Source organism: Catelliglobosispora koreensis DSM 44566 (genome assembly GCF_000379685.1).
Lineage (GTDB): Bacteria > Actinomycetota > Actinomycetes > Mycobacteriales > Micromonosporaceae > Catelliglobosispora > Catelliglobosispora koreensis.
In genome coordinates this window covers 188,973-204,566 of the sequence record NZ_KB903254.1, presented here as the reverse complement: position 1 = coordinate 204,566, position 15,594 = coordinate 188,973, and the positions used below count along the sequence as shown (strand labels likewise).

The following is a 15,594-nucleotide window of genomic DNA, read 5'->3' as shown; positions in this document are numbered from 1 at the left end:
CCACTGGGTAGATAGGCCAGAACTGTAAGCCCAGCAATGGGTTCAGGTGACTGGTACTAACCGGCCGAGGACTTCAACACACCACAGCAGAAAACATATGCCCTGCACGCGTCCACTTTGCACATCACAACTTGCAAACAACCCCCGCAAAAGGGAAACAGCAAGTTCATAGAGTTTCGGCGGTTATAGCGGCAGGGAAACGCCCAGCCACATTCCGAACCTGGAAGCTAAGCCTGCCAGCGCCGATGGTACTGCACTAGCGATGGTGTGGGAGAGTAGGACACCGCCGGACAAACATTCGCACGAGGGCCTCCCCGGTTTGGGGACGGCCCTCGTGTTGCATTTAGGCACGGTTATGCCGCGTGGCTTCCGTGCTATAGGGAAGGATGTACTCCGTGAGTGCCACGGATAACGGTTCAGAACGCGGTCGCCGGGATGGCGGCGCGCAGGGTAATTCGGAGCGAGGCGGCTATGACCGCTCGCATGGGAAGCGTGAGGGTTTTCGCCGGGATGGCGACCGGGCACGCGGTTTTGATGGAGGATACGACCGTCCACGTGGGACGGGCGAGCGGCAGGGTTTCCGCCGCACTGGCAGCGAGGGCGGAAGTTTCCGCGGGGAGCGTCGCGAGGGCGGCGGCTTCCAGAAGCGCGATGACCGTGGTGGTTTTCCGCGCCGTGATGACCGGGGCGTAGCGCAGGGACGCGACGACCGAGGATTTGACCGGGACCGGCGCGATGATCGCCGGGATGACCGAGGTGGGTTCCAGGGCCGGGACGATCGGGGCGGCTTCCCCCGTCGTGATGACCGGGGTGGACCGCGTGAGGACCGTTTCCAGCGCCGCGATGATCGCGGGGGTGTCCGCCGTGAGGGCGGCTTTGAGCGTCGTGATGACCGTGGTGGGTCACGTGAGGGCGGCAGTTTCCAGCGCCGCGATGACCGGGGTGGATTCCCGCGTCGTGACGACCGCGGCGGTTCCCGTGAGGGTGGCAGCGGCTTCCAGCGCCGTGACGATCGGGGCGGTTACCCGCGTCGTGACGATCGCGGTGGATCCCGCGAAGGTGGCGGTTTCCCACGCAGGGATGACCGTGCGCCACGTGAAGGTGGCGGCTTCGCCCGTCGTGACGACCGTGGTGGATCGCGTGAGGGCGGTAGCTTCCCGCGTCGTGATGACCGTGGTGGCAGCGGCTTCCAGAAGCGTGATGACCGGGGCGGTTACCCGCGTCGTGACGACCGCGGCGGATCCCGTGAGGGTGGCAGCAGTTTCCAGCGTCGCGATGACCGTGGTGGCAGCAGCTTCCAGCGTCGTGACGATCGCGGTGGTTCGCGCGAAGGCGGTGGCGGTTTCCCGCGCAGGGATGACCGTGGTTCGCGTGAGGGTGGCGGTTTCGCCCGTCGCGACGACCGTGCACCGCGTGAGGGTGGCGGGTTTGCTCGCCGCGATGACCGTGGCGGTTCCCGCGAAGGCGGCGGCTTCGCTCGCCGTGACGACCGTGCACCGCGTGAGGGTGGCGGTTTCGCCCGTCGCGATGACCGTGGTGGCAGCGGCTTCCAGAAGCGTGATGACCGGGGCGGTTACCCACGTCGTGACGACCGTGGTGGTTCCCGTGAAGGCGGTGGCTTCCCACGCAGGGACGACCGTGCGCCGCGTCGCGATGACCGTGGCGGCTACCAGCAGCGTGACGACCGTCGTCCGGCGAGGTTCGATTCTGGTGAGGACAAGCCTTTGTTCCAAGCCGGACCGGAGCTGGCCGATGACATTCGCGCGGAGCAGCTCGACTCGGCTGTTCGTGCTGAACTGAACGCTCTGGCGCGCCCCGTCGCTGACGCGGTCGCCCGGCATCTCGTGGCCACCGGACGCTACCTCGATGAGGAACCGGAGAAGGCACTTGAGCACGCGGTAGCGGCACGTCGCCTGGCATCGCGCATTAGCGCGGTCCGGGAAGCCGCCGGTCTCGCGGCCTACCACGCGGGTGAGTGGGCTACGGCGATCAGTGAACTGCGCACGTATCACCGGATGACGGGCCGCCAGACACACCTGGCCGTACTCGCCGACTGTGAACGCGCGCTTGGCCGCCCAGAGAAGGCGATCGACCTGTTCCGGGGTGCTGAGCGCGAGAAACTGAGCCGTCCGGAAGCGCTTGAGCTGCTTATCGTCGCGGCCGGAGCCCGTGGTGACATGGGCCAGCACGACGCTGCCGCTGCGATGCTGCAGATCCGTGAGCTTTCCATTGACTCGGAAGAGGAATGGGCGCCGCGTCTGCGTTACGCCTATGCCGACGCGTTGCTGGAAGCTGGCCGCACCGAGGAAGCTCGCGAGTGGTTCAGCAAGGCGGCCGAAGTTGACGCCGAGGGCGTTACCGATGCGGCAGAACGTCTTCTGGAGATGGACGGCATCGAGATCGAAGACGAGGACGACGAAGACGACAACGAAGAGGGCGAAGAGGGCGGCAGTGACCGTGAGGGCGCTGACGACCGCGATGAAGACCTCGACGACGAAGAAGACGACGACCTCGACGACGACGATGATGACGATGATGACGAAGAGGAAGACGACGACCTTGAGGACGAGGACAATGACGACCTTGAGGACGACGAGGACGACGAAGAGGACGAAGAGGACGAAGAGGACGACAGCGACGGCGAGGTAGCCGGCGACGACGGTGGCAAGGACACCGGTGAAGCGGCGCCTGCCGGTGAGCAGGACGAGAAAGAAGATCGTGCTCGCTGATCAGTATGATGTGCTGATCTTTGATCTGGATGGGGTGGTCGTCTTGGGCGACCGCCCCATTTCCGGTGCGCCGCAAGCGCTTTCGCGTTTGAGGGCGGGTGGCAAGACGGTCCGGTTCGCGACGAACAATGCTTCCAGGACGGCCAGCGAAGTGGCTGCCCTGTTGACGGGCATTGGGGTCAAGGCACATCCCTCCGAGGTGTTCACGAGTGCCAATGCCGCGGCAACGCTCTTGCGGCAACGGTTTCCGGCCGGGGCACCCGTGCTCGTGGTCGGGGCTCCTGCGCTGGTCCAAGAAATTCAGCACCGGGAGCTGACGCCCGTGTCCACTGCCGACGATGAGCCGGTGGCTGTCGTGCAGGGCTACGGTCCTGAGGTCGGCTGGCGTCATCTGGCCGAGGCGTGCGTGGCTGTTCGTGCCGGGGCGTTTTGGGCCGCGACTAACACGGACAAGACGTTGCCGACGCCTCGGGGACCGTTGCCTGGCAACGGTTCTCTAGTGGCCGCATTAGCGACCGCGCTCGCCCGGCAGCCTGATCTGGTGGCCGGGAAACCCGGTCCGGGGCTGTTCGAAGCCGCCGCGGCGGGGGCGGACTCACGGCGTACCCTCGTGATTGGAGACCGGTTGGACACGGACATCGCGGGGGCGCACGCGGCTGGCATGGACTCGTTGCTGGTTTTGACGGGTGTGGATTCGGCAGAATCGGTGAGCGCGGCCGCGGCGCGGGACCGGCCAACTTACGTGGCAAAAGATCTATCGGGTCTCTTCGCGGAGTAGCGTGAACCCATGGTGACCCAGAAGGTGAGTGAACCTGTGCAAGATGCGGTAAAGGCATACCTGGAGTTGGCTTTTGGGCTGACCGAGGCATCCAAGAAGAAGGCTGAAAAGACCGTCAAGAAGCTCGCGAAGGAACTCGCTGGCAAGGGTGGCGCGACGGCGAGCCAGTTGCAGGGCATGGCTGAGGAGCTTGTCGCCACCGGAATGGCGAACAGGGAAGCGGTGTCACGTCTGGTGCGCGTGGAGATGGACCGGGCGCTGAGCCGGGTGGGTCTCGCGACGGCCGACGAGGTCGCGACGCTGACCTCCCGGATCGAGGCACTGGAACGCCAGCTGCGCGATGCCAAGGCGGCGGCACCGCTTGCCGAGCCAGCGGCGGCCAAGAAGACCACGGCACCGGCGAAGAAGGCCCCAGCCGTGGCGAAGAAGACGGCGGCGGCGGCGGAAAAGCCTGTCGCGAAGGCCGTTGACGTGCCCCCGGTCGCGAAGAAGGCGGTCGCTAAGAAGACCGTGGCCAAGAAAGCTGTGGCGAAGAAGGCGACACCGTGACCGAGCAAGACTGGGAAGACGAAACGTCCACGGGCAATCAGGCCGTGGACGCGGCGGTCCGCTCGGTCGAAAACGCCAGCAGTCTCGCCGCTTCCGAGCAGTTCGCCGCATACGAGGCCGCGCACCGGACGCTGCGTGAAGTCCTTTCCTCCATTGAAGAGTGATGGCGCGCCGGATCCGGCTTGATGCCGAGCTGGTCCGGCGTGGCATGGCCCGCTCACGCGAGCATGCCGCCACGCTGATCGCTGAAGGGCGCGTGCTGCTGAAGGGTTCCGTGGCGCAGAAGGCCGCCGCGATGGTCGATCCGGCCGATGCCGTTCACGTGACTGAGGCAGCCGAAGACGACTATGTCTCGCGCGGTGGGCACAAGCTCGCTGGCGCGCTGGAAGCCTTTGTACCACAAGGACTTGCCGTGGCCGGGCGGCGTTGCCTCGACGCCGGCGCCTCCACCGGCGGCTTCACGGATGTGTTGCTGCGCAACGGTGTGGCACAGGTCGTCGCGGTCGATGTCGGCTATGGACAGATCGCGTGGTCGTTGCGCACCGATGACCGCGTTGTCGTCATGGAGCGCACCAACGTCCGCACGCTGACGCCGGAGGCTATCGGTGGCACGGTCGAGCTGACCGTCGCGGATCTGTCTTTCATCTCGCTGAAGCTGGTGCTGCCCGCTCTGGCCGCCTGCACCGATGGCGACCTGGTGCTGATGGTCAAGCCGCAGTTCGAGGTTGGCAAGGAGCGCGTCGGCTCCGGCGGAGTCGTGCGTGACCCCGAGCTGCGGGCTGAGGCTGTCTTCGACGTGGCGAAGGCGGCGTTCGCGCTCGGCTTAGGGACCGCGGGCGTGACGGTCAGCCCCTTGCCGGGGCCGTCGGGGAACGTCGAGTTTTTCGTGTGGCTACGGCGCGATGCCCCGCCGCCGGACGAGGCACAAATTCATGCGGTCGTGTCAGATAGAGTTTCCGGATGACCAGGGCGGCGTTGCTCGTCACGCACACGGGACGCAAGGACTCCACGGCGCATGCCCGGACCGTGGCGCGTGATCTGAACGCGGCCGGTTTCGAGGTGCGAGTGATCGCGGAGGAGGCTCCCGATCTCGACGCGCCCGAGGTGACACCAGTGTCCGGAGTGGACGCCGCGGTGGGCGCCGAAATCGTGTTCGCCCTCGGCGGCGACGGGACTTTTCTGCGGGCAGCTGAACTCGCCCGTCCCGTGGGCGCGCCTCTGCTCGGCATCAACCTGGGCAAGGTGGGTTTCCTTGCCGAGGCCGAAATCTCCGATCTGGACCTGGCCGTACGGGATGTGGTCGCCCGTGCCTACACGGTCGAAGAGCGGCTGACCGTTGACGTGACCGCGGAGCTCGCGGGAGAGATCGTCGCCGAGTCGTGGGCGCTCAACGAAGTCACCGTTGAGAAAAGCTCCCCCGAGCGGATGCTCGAGGTGATGGTCGATGTGGACGGCCGCCCTTTGTCGCGCTACGGCTGCGACGGCGTGATGTGCGCCACGCCCACCGGTTCAACCGCTTACGCTTTTTCCGCTGGCGGACCGGTGGTGTGGCCCCAAGTCGAGGCTTTGCTGGTCGTTCCCATCAACGCGCACGCGCTTTTTAGCAGGCCGCTGGTCACTTCTCCGCGTTCTGCGATCACGATTAGCGTTGACCCGCATACGTCTGCGCCGAAGCTGTGCTGCGACGGCCGCCGCGTGTTCGATCTGCCCCCTGGCGTGCAGGTTACTGTCCGGCGTGGAGCGACTCCGGTGTGTGTGGCGCAGTTGCGTCCGCAGCCGTTCACGGACCGGCTTGTGGCTAAATTTGGCCTTCCGGTGGAAGGCTGGCGGCGCAATAGTCAGTGACTAGCGCTAAGGTCTGCCTGTGCTGGAAGAGTTGCGTATCACCGGCCTCGGGGTCATTGAGGACACCACCCTTCCGCTGACCCGTGGCATGAACGTCATCACCGGTGAGACCGGTGCTGGTAAAACCATGGTGGTCACCGGTCTTGGCCTGCTGTTTGGGGGGCGGGCAGACGCGGGGAGGGTCAGGGCGGATCCTGGCCGGGCCACCGTTGAAGGCAGATTACGGCTGACGGCCAACACCGCTGCGGCTGTGGCCGCCCGGGTCGCTGACGCCGGTGCGGAGCCCGACGACGATGGCAGCCTCCTGCTGAGCCGCACGGTGACGGTAGAAGGCCGCTCGCGGGCCCACGTGGGTGGCCGCGCGGTCCCCGTGTCACTGCTGGGCGAGGTCGGCGAACTGGTGCTGGCCGTGCACGGTCAGTCTGACCAGTTGCGCCTGCTGCGCCCGGCCGAGCAGCGTTCTTCTTTGGACCGTTTCGCCGGGCCGGATCACGAAAAGCTGCTGACCGAGTTCCGCGAGCTTTACACCCGCTGGCGGCAGATCGCTGAAGACCTGGCTGATCGCCGCCGCAGCACCCGTGAGCGGGCACAAGAGGCGGAGCTGCTCAAGCTCGGCCTCGACGAGATCACCCGGGTCGATCCGCAGATCGGTGAAGACGAAGAGCTACGGGCTGACGCTCAGCGCCTCGAGCACTCTGAAGGCCTGCGCACGGCGGCTCAGATCGCGTACCAGGCGATTGGTGGCGGAGGCGAAACCGATTCCGAAGACGCCAGCAGCATGATCAGCACGGCCCGCCGTTCGCTTGACGGTCAGTCCAGTGTGGACGCCAAGCTGGGGGAGTATGCCGCACGTCTCGATGAGGCGGCCGCCCTCGTGTCTGACGTGTCGGTGGAGCTTTCAGCCTATCTGGCCAGTTTGGACGCTGATCCCGCCCGCTTGCAGTCCATCTATGAGCGGCGCGCGGTGCTGCGCCAGCTGACCCGCAAATATGCCGATGACGTCGATGGCGTTATCGCGTGGGCCGACCGGGCCAAGGAACGGCTATCCCTCTTGGACACCTCTGACGAGGCGCTGGAAGAGATGCAGCGCGAGCTCGACCGGCTGGCCGGTGAAGTGGCTGTGCTGGCGGCCAAGCTGCGTCAGGCCCGGGCCGAGGCCTCAACACGCTTCTCCGGCAAGGTAACCGAGGAGCTCGCCGGTCTCGCGATGCCGCACGCGCGGGTCGAGGTCGTGGTGACACCGCGCACGGCCGGCGATGTCAGCCTGGTGGTCGACGGGGTCGAGTCGGGGGTGACCGCCGATGGTGCCGATGACGTCGAGCTGCGCCTTGTCGCTCACCCTGGCGCGCCATCGCTGCCGATCCAGCGTGGTGCCTCAGGTGGTGAGCTTTCGCGCGTCATGCTCGCGATAGAGGTCGTTTTCGCCGGTGCTGGTGGCCCGCCGACCCTGGTGTTCGACGAGGTCGACTCCGGTGTGGGTGGAACGGCCGCGGTCGAGATCGGCCGTCGCCTGGCCCGCTTGGCCCGCAATCACCAGGTGCTCGTCGTCACGCACCTGCCGCAGGTGGCGGCCTTCGCCGATAGGCACCTCGTGGTCGCTAAGGACACGGGTGGGGCGATCACCACATCTGGGGTGCGCGTGGTCGAAGAGGTCGAGCGTTCCCGTGAGCTGGCTCGCATGCTCGCGGGCCTGCCAGATTCGGACCTGGGCATCGCCCATGCGGAGGAATTGCTGGCCGTGGCGCGCCGTGAACGCGCCGCGTAACACCGCAACATGCCTGCTGTGAGACGTTTGCGATCTAGGGTGTCGAAGTAACAGAACGACACAATCTCGTGCCAGGATGGCAAGCGATGCGTCTACCGACATTACGCCGGACCCGGACCGCCGAACCGGGAGTTCTCGCCGGCCTCGCGCGGCTCGACCGCCGGACCAAACGTCTGGTGGGACGGCTGCGCCCAGGCGAGATCGCTGTTATCGATCACGTAGATCTTGACCGGGTGGCCGCCGATTCACTTGTGGCGGCCGGAGTGACCGTGGTCCTCAACGCCAAGCCATCTATCTCCGGGCGTTATCCCAACTTGGGGCCACAGGTGCTCGTCGAGGCCGGCATCACCCTCATCGATGATCTCGGTGAGGGTGTGTTCCAGCAGGTCCGCGAAGGCGACACGATCAGGATCGATGGCAACACCGTCTATGTCCGCGACGAGCCGGTCGCGCATGGGGTGCGCCAGGACCTCGAGACGGTCAGCAAGGCGATGCTCGACGCCCGCGAAGGGCTGTCCGTGCAACTGGAAGCCTTCGCCGCCAACACGATGGAATACCTCAAGCAAGAGCGGGATCTGCTCCTCGATGGCGTTGGCGTGCCTGACATCACCACGGAAATCGCGGGACGGCACTGCCTGATCGTCGTGCGTGGCTACGACTACAAGCTCGACCTTGAGGTGCTGCGGCCCTACATCCACGAATTCAAACCGGTCCTCATCGGTGTGGATGGTGGCGCGGATGCCCTTGTGGAAGCGGGCTACTCACCCGACATGATCATCGGTGACATGGATTCGGTCACCGACGAGGTGCTGCGCTGTGGTGCCGAAGTCGTGGTTCACGCCTATCCCGATGGGCGGGCACCCGGCCTGGCGCGGATGCATCAGCTTGGCGTGCCGGCTATCACGTTCCCGGCCGCGGCCACGAGTGAAGACATCGCCATGCTGCTCGCCGACGAAAAGGGCGCCACGCTCATCGTCGCGGTGGGCACGCACTATAACCTTGTCGAGTTCCTAGACAAGGGCCGCAGTGGGATGGCTTCCACTTTCCTCACCAGGCTGCGCATCGGTGGCAAACTTGTCGATGCCAAAGGCGTGAGCAGGCTTTACAAGCAGAGCATTTCCGGTTCATCGGTGCTGCTGCTCGTGCTGTCGGCAATCGCCGCGATGGCGGCCGCGGTAGCGGTTTCCACGGTTGGCAAGGCCTACCTCTCCCTGGTCGCTGAGTGGTGGGACAACCTGGTCTTCGACCTGCAGCAGTGGTTCTAGCGGCCCCTGAAGAGCAAAGGCACCCAAGGTGATCAACTTTAGGTACCACGTCGTTTCGCTGACCGCTGTCTTCCTGGCTTTGGCGATCGGCCTGGTCGTCGGCACGGCGGCACTCAACGGCCCGGCCGCGGACGCGCTCGGGGACCAAGTTGACGCCCTGCGCAAGGCCAACACTCAGCTGCGCGAGCAGGTGGGCGGGCTGACCGACCAGGCCAACCGGGAGGAGCAGTTCGTCACCGAGGCGGCGCCGATCATGCTTGACGGCAAGCTGGCCGGCAAGCGCGTGCTGCTGGTGTCGCTGCCGTCCGGCCGGGATCAGGTCGACGGGATCGCCGCGAAGCTGACGATCGCCGGGGCCCAGATCGCGGGCACGGTCGCCTTGCAGGACAAGTTCTTTAGCCGCGATGAGAACACCGCGCTGCTCGATCTGGCCGCTAGCGCCCAGCCGCCGAGCGTTCCGAACACGGATCTTCCGTTCAACAGCGACGGGGTCGAGACGTCGAGCGCACTGCTCGCAACCGTCCTGTTAGGACGAAACCCCGCCATCACCCCGGCAGACGTCACCCAGGTGATCACCGCGTACTCCAAAGCCGGCTACATCAGCGCGGATAACAACGTGACCGGCGGAGCCGAAGCCGTCGTCTTCATCTCCGGCCTGCCGCCGGTGGACCGCCAGGCGGGCAGCAAGAACACGGCGCTGCAATTCACGCTGACGCAGTTCGACAAGGTCGGCGTGGTCGTCGTCGGTGGCGTGGTCGGCGGTGACGGCAACATCGTGGCCGAGGTGCGCGATGATGTCGTGCTCGCCAAGAGCATTTCCACGGTGGACAACGCGAACACCGCGCAGGGACAGGTCGCCACGGCACTGGCCGTGCAGGAGCAGCTCGTGAAAAACCAAGTGGGCCATTACGGAATCGGGCCCAAGTCCAGCTCACTCCTGCCCCAGGATAAGAAGTGAACTCGAACAAGCTCAATTCTCCGCACCACCGTCGTGGGTTGCGGTGATCGCCGGGTGAAAAAACTTGTCCTGTTAGGACTTGGGGCGCTGGCGGCACAGGCCGCGCTGAAAGCGATCGGCACGCCAAAGGACTTGGAGCGCACCAACTTCCGGGGCAGCACGGTCAGTCTCGCCGGTGGCCCGGCACTGGCCGTGTCGGCGAGCCTGACCGCTGGCAGTGTCGCCGGAGCGGTGGCCGGACTGGGTTCGGGTGCCGTGGGCTTTTATGACGACATTGTGGGATCACGGCCGGAAGAGAAGGCGTACAAGGGATTCAAGGGTCACCTGCGCGGCCTGCAAGAGGGCAGGGTCACCTCGGGCCTCGTGAAAATCGCTGGCGTAGGCCTCAGCGCGCTCGCCGCCTCGGCCCTGCTGTCGGCCAGCGGGAGGCCCGCGAGCGCAAGGCCCGCCAGCGGCCAAAGCGCCAGGGTCAACGGGAGCGCCGACGGTGAAAGCCATTTCGGCAAAAGCGGCCGGAAGCGCGCGCTGGAAATCGCTCTTGGGGCAGGCGTGATCGCGGGGAGTGCGAATCTGCTGAACCTGCTTGACCTTAGGCCCGGGCGGGCGCTGAAAACCGGGCTGCTGGCGGCCGGTGCCCTGGGGCAGCCGGGTCCCGCAGGCGCGGCAGGAGCCTTGCTGCCACAGGACCTTGACGAAGAAATCATGCTCGGCGACACGGGCGCCAACGCCTTGGGCGCCGTCCTGGGCGTGGCCGTGGCGCAAAAGACCGGGCTTCTGGGCCGGGCGGCTGTCCTAGCTGGACTGACCGTGCTCACGCTCGCGAGCGAAAAGGTCAGCTTCACGAAGGTCATCGAGAAAACACCCGTGCTGCGCGAGGCTGACGCGTGGGGGCGGCGGTCGGCGAAGTGACCGCGGGCACCGGGCGCGCAGCGGCCGGGATCGCTGCCGCCGCCACGATGATCGCTCTGATCACGGTGGCGAGCCGAGTCTTCGGCTTCGGCCGCAATATCGTCTTGCTGTTCACCGTCGGGCCGACCGCGCTCGGTGACGTCTACAACGCCGCGGCCGCGATCCCGAACATCATCTTCGAGATCGTCGCCGGTGGAGCTCTGGCCGGCCTAGTCGTGCCGCTCCTGGCGAAACCGCTCGCCGAAGGCGACCGCGAAACGGTCCGCAAAACGGCGTCTTCACTGCTCACATGGACGATGCTGATCCTTACCCCGCTCGCGATCCTGCAAGCCGTCTTCGCCAGCCCGATCATGAACGTGCTCGGGACCGCCAACGCGCCACAGCACGCCGCTGGCGTCACGATGCTGCGTGTCTTCGCGCCCATGGTGCTGTTCTATGGCGTCGGGATCGTCCTAACCGGAGTGTTGCAAGCACACCGCAAATTCGCCTGGCCAGCGTTGGCGCCGTTGCTATCCAGTGTGACCGTGATGGCGAGCTACGTCATCTTCGCCCTCGTCGCGGGCACGAAACCCGATCTCGCGACGGTCAGTAAAGGGGAGGTGCTGATTCTCGCGGTGGGGACCGCTTTGGCGGCAGCTGTCCTTTCTGGATGTCTGCTCATCCCGGTGCACCGGCTCGGGGTGAAACTGCGGCCACGCTTGGAATTCAGCGACGCACAGCGCAAGCTCGTCGCCGGACTGGCCGCCGCGGGCTTGGTCACCATCGGGGTACAGCAGATCGCGCGCCTCGTGACGATCCGCCTCAGCCTGGCCGCCAATGACGGAACACAGGTCGTCTTCAGCACCGCACAGGCGATGTTCCTGCTGCCGTGGGCGGTCCTTGCCGTGCCCTTGGCGACCGCGTCATATCCGGCTATCGCGACGGCACACGCGACCGGCGAGGTGGCACAGCGCAACGCCACCGTGGCCAAGACGGGCCGCGGTGTGGTTCTGCTGGGGTGCCTTGGTGCCGCTTTGCTCACGGCAGTGGCGTACCCCCTGGCGGGGTTGCTTATCAGGCAGGATCCCATGCAGGCGCAGTGGCTCGGTGCGGCGACGATGGCCTTCGCTCCAGGCCTTTATGGGTACTCAGTGAGCGCCCTGCATCAGCGCACCCTCTACGCCGCTGGGGCACAGCGGTTCGCCGCCGTCGCGATCGGTCTGGGGTGGACGGTCACCATCGCCGCCTCGGTGATATTTAGCCGCGTGTTCGCCGAGCCGGACCGGGCGATGGCCCTTGGTGCGGCAAACTCCGTGGGGATGACGGTTCTCGGCGGGGCACTCGCGTTTGGAGTGTGGCGCAAGTGCGGTGCGGAGGCGCTCAAAGGTGTGGGCAAGGTGACGTTCGCCGGGGTGGGTGCGGCGACGGTCGCCATCGCCTCGGCACTATTACTGGAAAGCGCCATTGACGAAGCCAGGCCAGGGGTGTGGGAACTGATCTGGCAGGGCACTGTTTCGGCTGTGACCGCAGCTGTGGTGTTCGCGGGAATGGCGCTTCTGCTCGACCGTGAGGACAGCCGGGCGGCGTGGAAGAAACTGCGCGGATGGCGGACTCGTGCTGGGAAAGGAGGGACCCCATGAAGGTTCTCCTCGTGCTCGCCTCAAGCACAGGTGGCATCGGGGCACACGTGTCGGGTCTGGCGGCTGGGCTGGCCGGCGCCGGTCACGACGTGACCGTGTGCGGCCCGGCGGCGACGGAGACGCAGTTCCGGTTCACCGATCGCGGGGCGAGTTTCCTGCCGGTCGAGATCCCGGCCAACCTGCATCCCAGTGACATGCGCGCGGTCGGCCTGATCCGGCAGGCCCTGAGCACCTTGCAGCCTGACATCGTGCACGCGCACGGATTGCGCGCAGGGCTGGCCGCCGCACTGGCCCGCCCGGTCGTGCCGCTTGCCGTGACATGGCACAACGCGCCGTTGCGGTCGGGCATCAAAGGCCGCGTGCACACGCTCGTCGAGCGGATCGCCGCCCGCGCCGCCGATGTAACCCTTTGCGCGTCAAGCGATCTGGTCATCCGGGCACGTGCCGTCGGCGCTAAGGACGCGCGGCTCGCGCCTGTCGCTGCTCCGCCGTTGCGGCGCTCCCGCCGCTCGCCCGCGAGCATCCGCTCCAGTCTTGGCCTGCGTGAGGAAACGCCCTTGGTGCTGTCAGTCGGGCGGCTGCACCCGCAGAAGGGCTACCAGAATCTGATCGCCGCCGCTGCCCGCTGGCGTGCCCTCAACCCCATGCCCCGGGTGCTGATCGCCGGCGAAGGACCGTCCTATCTGGACCTTGCCGCGCAGATCTCCGAGCTGCACGCTCCGGTCACGTTGCTCGGTCACCGCGGTGACATCGGCGATCTGCTCGCCGCGGCCGACCTCGCCGTCGTGACGAGCCTGTGGGAGGCGCGCCAACTGTTCGCCCAGGAGACGCTGACGGCCGGGGTGCCCCTGGTCGCCACCGCCGTGGGCGGCATCCCGGAGCTCGTGGGCGATGGCGCCGTCCTGATTCCACCGTCTGATCTGGAGGCACTAGACCGGGCTGTGCGGACACTTTTGCAGGACCCGCAAGCACGCAAGGCCCTCGCCGAACGCGGCCGGCGCCAGGCTGAGCAATGGCCCAACGAGGCGTCAACGGTGGAAAACATCATGGAGATCTACGCGGAGCTGGTCACCAGGTGAGGTTGCTGCTCGCGGTCCTCTTCTTTCTCGCTGTGCCAGGTGTGCCAGCGTATGCCGCGGCTCCTGTGCGAGAGACCGGCGCGGACTACGTGATCATCGCGGGAGCGCCGGGGCTGCGCTGGAGCGATGTGTCCGAACAGGACACTCCGGCGCTGTGGCGCCTGGCGGAACGGGGAGCTATCGGTTCCTTGTCCGTCCGCTCGGCGGTCAGCCCGACGTGTCCTGCTGACGGCTGGGTGACGTTGGGCGCGGGTAACTACGCGTTTCGTACGGCTTCCCCAACGCCGGAGTGCGCTCCCGTTGACGTGACCATCGAGCGGCCGGACGCTCAGGGTGCGTATCTGCCCGACCAGTCCGCCGTCGTCAATGCTCAGCAAGACAAGCCCTACGGCGCGGTGCCGGGTGCGCTCGCCGAATCGCTGCGGTGCACTTCCGCTGTCGGCCCGGGCGCCGCGATAGCGGCGGCGAGGCCGTTCGGGCGGGTGGACCACTACGCGCCCGAGTTGGGCAACAACGCTTTGCTGTCAACGTGTGCCTTGAGCATCGTGGAGCTCGGCTCGGTTACCGGGCCCACCGGCGAAGAACGGCTCGCTCAGGTCAAGGCCGTTGACGCGATGCTCGAACGCCTCGACAAGGCCCGTCCCGAGGGCGCCACGATCGTCATCGCCGGGGTGTCGGACACCAGCGCGGATGGGCGCCTGCACCTCGTCGCCATCGACGGGCCGGGCTGGCAGGGCGGCTGGCTCACCTCGCTGACCACTGGCCGGCGCAATGGGTACCTCGAATTGGTCGATCTGGCACCAACGGCCTTGGCGATGCTCGGCCGCGCGTTGCCAGACCGGGTTTTCGCCGGAAGTCCCGCCTCGGCCGCCAGCGGGAGGCCAGCCGAGCTAGGCAAAGCCCTGGGCGTGCTCGCGGGCAGCGACCAGCGCGCGTCGGCTTCGCTCAGTGCCGCGAGATGGTTCTTCACCCTGGTCGCCCTGATTCAGATCGGCCTTTTCCTGGCCCTCATTCCGCTCCTAAGGCGCAGTTACCTGCACGCCGGGCCCCTGGGGCCACAATCCCCGTCCCCACGCCTGGTGAGCGCGCTAGAGGTGCTGCTGATCGGATCGTCGCTTCTGCTGCCTGGCGCACTGCTCGCTGACCTGGTGCCGTGGTGGCGCTCGAGCTGGCACACGGTGCTGTTCGCCTTGCTGACGTTCGCCCTGACCGCCCTGCTCACCTTCGGCGTCACGCGACTGCCCGCCAGCAAACGCACACTCGTGCCACTCGGCGTGGTGTCCTCGTTCGCGGCCGCGCTCATCAGTATCGATCTGCTAACCGGCGCCCGGTTGCAGCTCAACGGCGTGGTTGGTTACTCGTCCTTGCAAGGCGGCCGGTACGCCGGGCTCGGCATCGTGATCATGGGAGTGTTCATCGCCGGGGTGCTGATGTGTGCCGGCTGGCTGTCCAATCTCGTGCGCGTCAACCGCCGCGCGTGGCTCGTGGCCGGGTTAGGTGCCGTCGCCGTCGTGCTAGTCGGCAGTCCCCGCATCGGCGCGGATGCCGGGGGAGCGGTCGCGCTGACCGCGGGCGTATGTCTAGTCGCCGCAATGGTTTCCGGCGGCTGGCTGACGTTTAGCCGGCTCGCCTGGTCGGTCCTCGCCGGGTTCGCGGTCACCACGTTATTTGCGCTAATCGATGTCCGGCGTCCCGTGGAAGACCAGGGGAGCCTAGGCCGATTCCTCAACCAGATCGCCGACGGAACGGCATCGCTCACCTTGGCACGCGTCGGGCAGCTAAACGTCGCTGCGTTCACGACGAGCGCGCTGACCATCTTGGCCCTCGCCTCAGCGCTGTTCGTCTGGCTTGTCCTGTTGCGGCCCTGGGGCGGCCTGAAACGCCTGTTCGGGATCTATCCACCGATTAGAGCGGCGGCCATAGGCATCACGATCGCGACGGTCATCGCTGGAATTCTGGGCGGGGCGGCGTTCAACGTCGCAGGTGCGGCCGCTGCGACGGCCGTTCCACTGCTCGCCTTGTCGTCCTTACGTGCGCTTGAACACGCCGCCGACCGCACGCGAGCGCAAGACTCCCCAGGTGAGGTGTTAGGGTGAAG

At 66.6% G+C, this 15,594-nt stretch carries 13 protein-coding genes, 1 rRNA gene and 2 pseudogenes; all 16 read left to right on the top strand.

The genetic code is table 11. The annotated features are described in order from the left end of the window. The first annotated feature begins 175 nt into the window (after positions 1-175). Positions 176-292: ribosomal RNA gene (gene rrf, locus A3E1_RS0115865) — 5S ribosomal RNA — on the top strand. A gap of 179 nt (positions 293-471) precedes the next feature. After that, positions 472-693: a hypothetical protein gene (locus tag A3E1_RS0115860; protein ID WP_157631542.1), complete on the top strand. Its 222-nt coding sequence runs from the start codon at positions 472-474 to the stop codon at positions 691-693. 347 nt (positions 694-1,040) lie between these two features. Continuing rightward, positions 1,041-1,400 (top strand): annotated as a pseudogene (locus A3E1_RS49295) (hypothetical protein); the annotation flags it as partial. A gap of 444 nt (positions 1,401-1,844) precedes the next feature. After that, on the top strand, positions 1,845-2,729 hold the full coding sequence (locus tag A3E1_RS48420; protein WP_020521768.1) for a tetratricopeptide repeat protein: 885 nt from the start codon (positions 1,845-1,847) through the stop codon (positions 2,727-2,729). Then, positions 2,716-3,498, top strand: a pseudogene (locus A3E1_RS0115845) (HAD-IIA family hydrolase); the annotation flags it as partial. The gene A3E1_RS48420 and the pseudogene A3E1_RS0115845, both read left to right, overlap by 14 nt. Before the next feature lie 18 nt (positions 3,499-3,516). Then, entirely contained in the window at positions 3,517-4,056 is a 540-nt protein-coding gene (locus A3E1_RS0115840) for a phasin family protein (protein ID WP_020521766.1), read from the top strand. Beyond that, a complete protein-coding gene (locus A3E1_RS47700) occupies positions 4,053-4,220 on the top strand; it encodes a hypothetical protein (protein ID WP_020521765.1) in 168 nt (55 codons plus the stop codon). The genes A3E1_RS0115840 and A3E1_RS47700 overlap by 4 nt, the downstream gene beginning before the upstream one ends. After that, complete coding sequence (locus A3E1_RS0115830; RefSeq protein ID WP_020521764.1) at positions 4,220-5,020, top strand: TlyA family RNA methyltransferase; 801 nt, start codon at positions 4,220-4,222, stop codon at positions 5,018-5,020. Before A3E1_RS47700 ends, A3E1_RS0115830 begins: the two co-directional genes overlap by 1 nt. Beyond that, positions 5,017-5,901, top strand: coding sequence for an NAD kinase (locus A3E1_RS0115825; RefSeq protein WP_020521763.1), 885 nt, complete (start codon positions 5,017-5,019; stop codon positions 5,899-5,901). Before A3E1_RS0115830 ends, A3E1_RS0115825 begins: the two co-directional genes overlap by 4 nt. 19 nt (positions 5,902-5,920) lie before the next feature. Continuing rightward, positions 5,921-7,666, top strand: coding sequence for a DNA repair protein RecN (recN, locus tag A3E1_RS0115820; protein ID WP_020521762.1), 1,746 nt, complete (start codon positions 5,921-5,923; stop codon positions 7,664-7,666). 86 nt (positions 7,667-7,752) lie between these two features. Continuing rightward, positions 7,753-8,931 (top strand): putative cytokinetic ring protein SteA, encoded by a 1,179-nt coding sequence (gene steA / locus A3E1_RS0115815; RefSeq protein WP_020521761.1) that lies wholly within the window; start codon positions 7,753-7,755, stop codon positions 8,929-8,931. 28 nt (positions 8,932-8,959) lie between these two features. Next, positions 8,960-9,889: a copper transporter gene (locus tag A3E1_RS0115810; RefSeq protein ID WP_020521760.1), complete on the top strand. Its 930-nt coding sequence runs from the start codon at positions 8,960-8,962 to the stop codon at positions 9,887-9,889. A 54-nt stretch (positions 9,890-9,943) separates the two neighbouring features. Beyond that, positions 9,944-10,798 carry a hypothetical protein gene (locus A3E1_RS0115805; RefSeq protein ID WP_020521759.1) on the top strand — a complete coding sequence of 285 codons (855 nt, stop codon included), beginning with the start codon at positions 9,944-9,946 and terminating at the stop codon, positions 10,796-10,798. Continuing rightward, positions 10,774-12,417, top strand: a complete 1,644-nt coding sequence (murJ, locus tag A3E1_RS40495) for a murein biosynthesis integral membrane protein MurJ (RefSeq protein ID WP_020521758.1) — start codon at positions 10,774-10,776, stop codon at positions 12,415-12,417. The genes A3E1_RS0115805 and murJ overlap by 25 nt, the downstream gene beginning before the upstream one ends. Next, positions 12,414-13,496 (top strand): glycosyltransferase family 4 protein, encoded by a 1,083-nt coding sequence (locus tag A3E1_RS0115795; protein ID WP_020521757.1) that lies wholly within the window; start codon positions 12,414-12,416, stop codon positions 13,494-13,496. Before murJ ends, A3E1_RS0115795 begins: the two co-directional genes overlap by 4 nt. Continuing rightward, positions 13,493-15,592, top strand: coding sequence for a hypothetical protein (locus A3E1_RS0115790; protein ID WP_020521756.1), 2,100 nt, complete (start codon positions 13,493-13,495; stop codon positions 15,590-15,592). Before A3E1_RS0115795 ends, A3E1_RS0115790 begins: the two co-directional genes overlap by 4 nt. The last annotated feature ends 2 nt before the right edge of the window (positions 15,593-15,594 follow it).

What these genes read in the sequence shown, in the direction of transcription:
- A3E1_RS0115860 (WP_157631542.1), top strand. Translation starts at nt 472, where the DNA reads ATGACCGCTCGCATGGGAAGCGTGAGGGTTTTCGCCGGGATGGCGACC.
- A3E1_RS0115840 (WP_020521766.1), top strand. Translation starts at nt 3,517, where the DNA reads ATGGTGACCCAGAAGGTGAGTGAACCTGTGCAAGATGCGGTAAAGGCA.
- A3E1_RS0115830 (WP_020521764.1), top strand. Translation starts at nt 4,220, where the DNA reads ATGGCGCGCCGGATCCGGCTTGATGCCGAGCTGGTCCGGCGTGGCATG.
- A3E1_RS0115825 (WP_020521763.1), top strand. Translation starts at nt 5,017, where the DNA reads ATGACCAGGGCGGCGTTGCTCGTCACGCACACGGGACGCAAGGACTCC.
- steA (WP_020521761.1), top strand. Translation starts at nt 7,753, where the DNA reads ATGCGTCTACCGACATTACGCCGGACCCGGACCGCCGAACCGGGAGTT.
- A3E1_RS0115795 (WP_020521757.1), top strand. Translation starts at nt 12,414, where the DNA reads ATGAAGGTTCTCCTCGTGCTCGCCTCAAGCACAGGTGGCATCGGGGCA.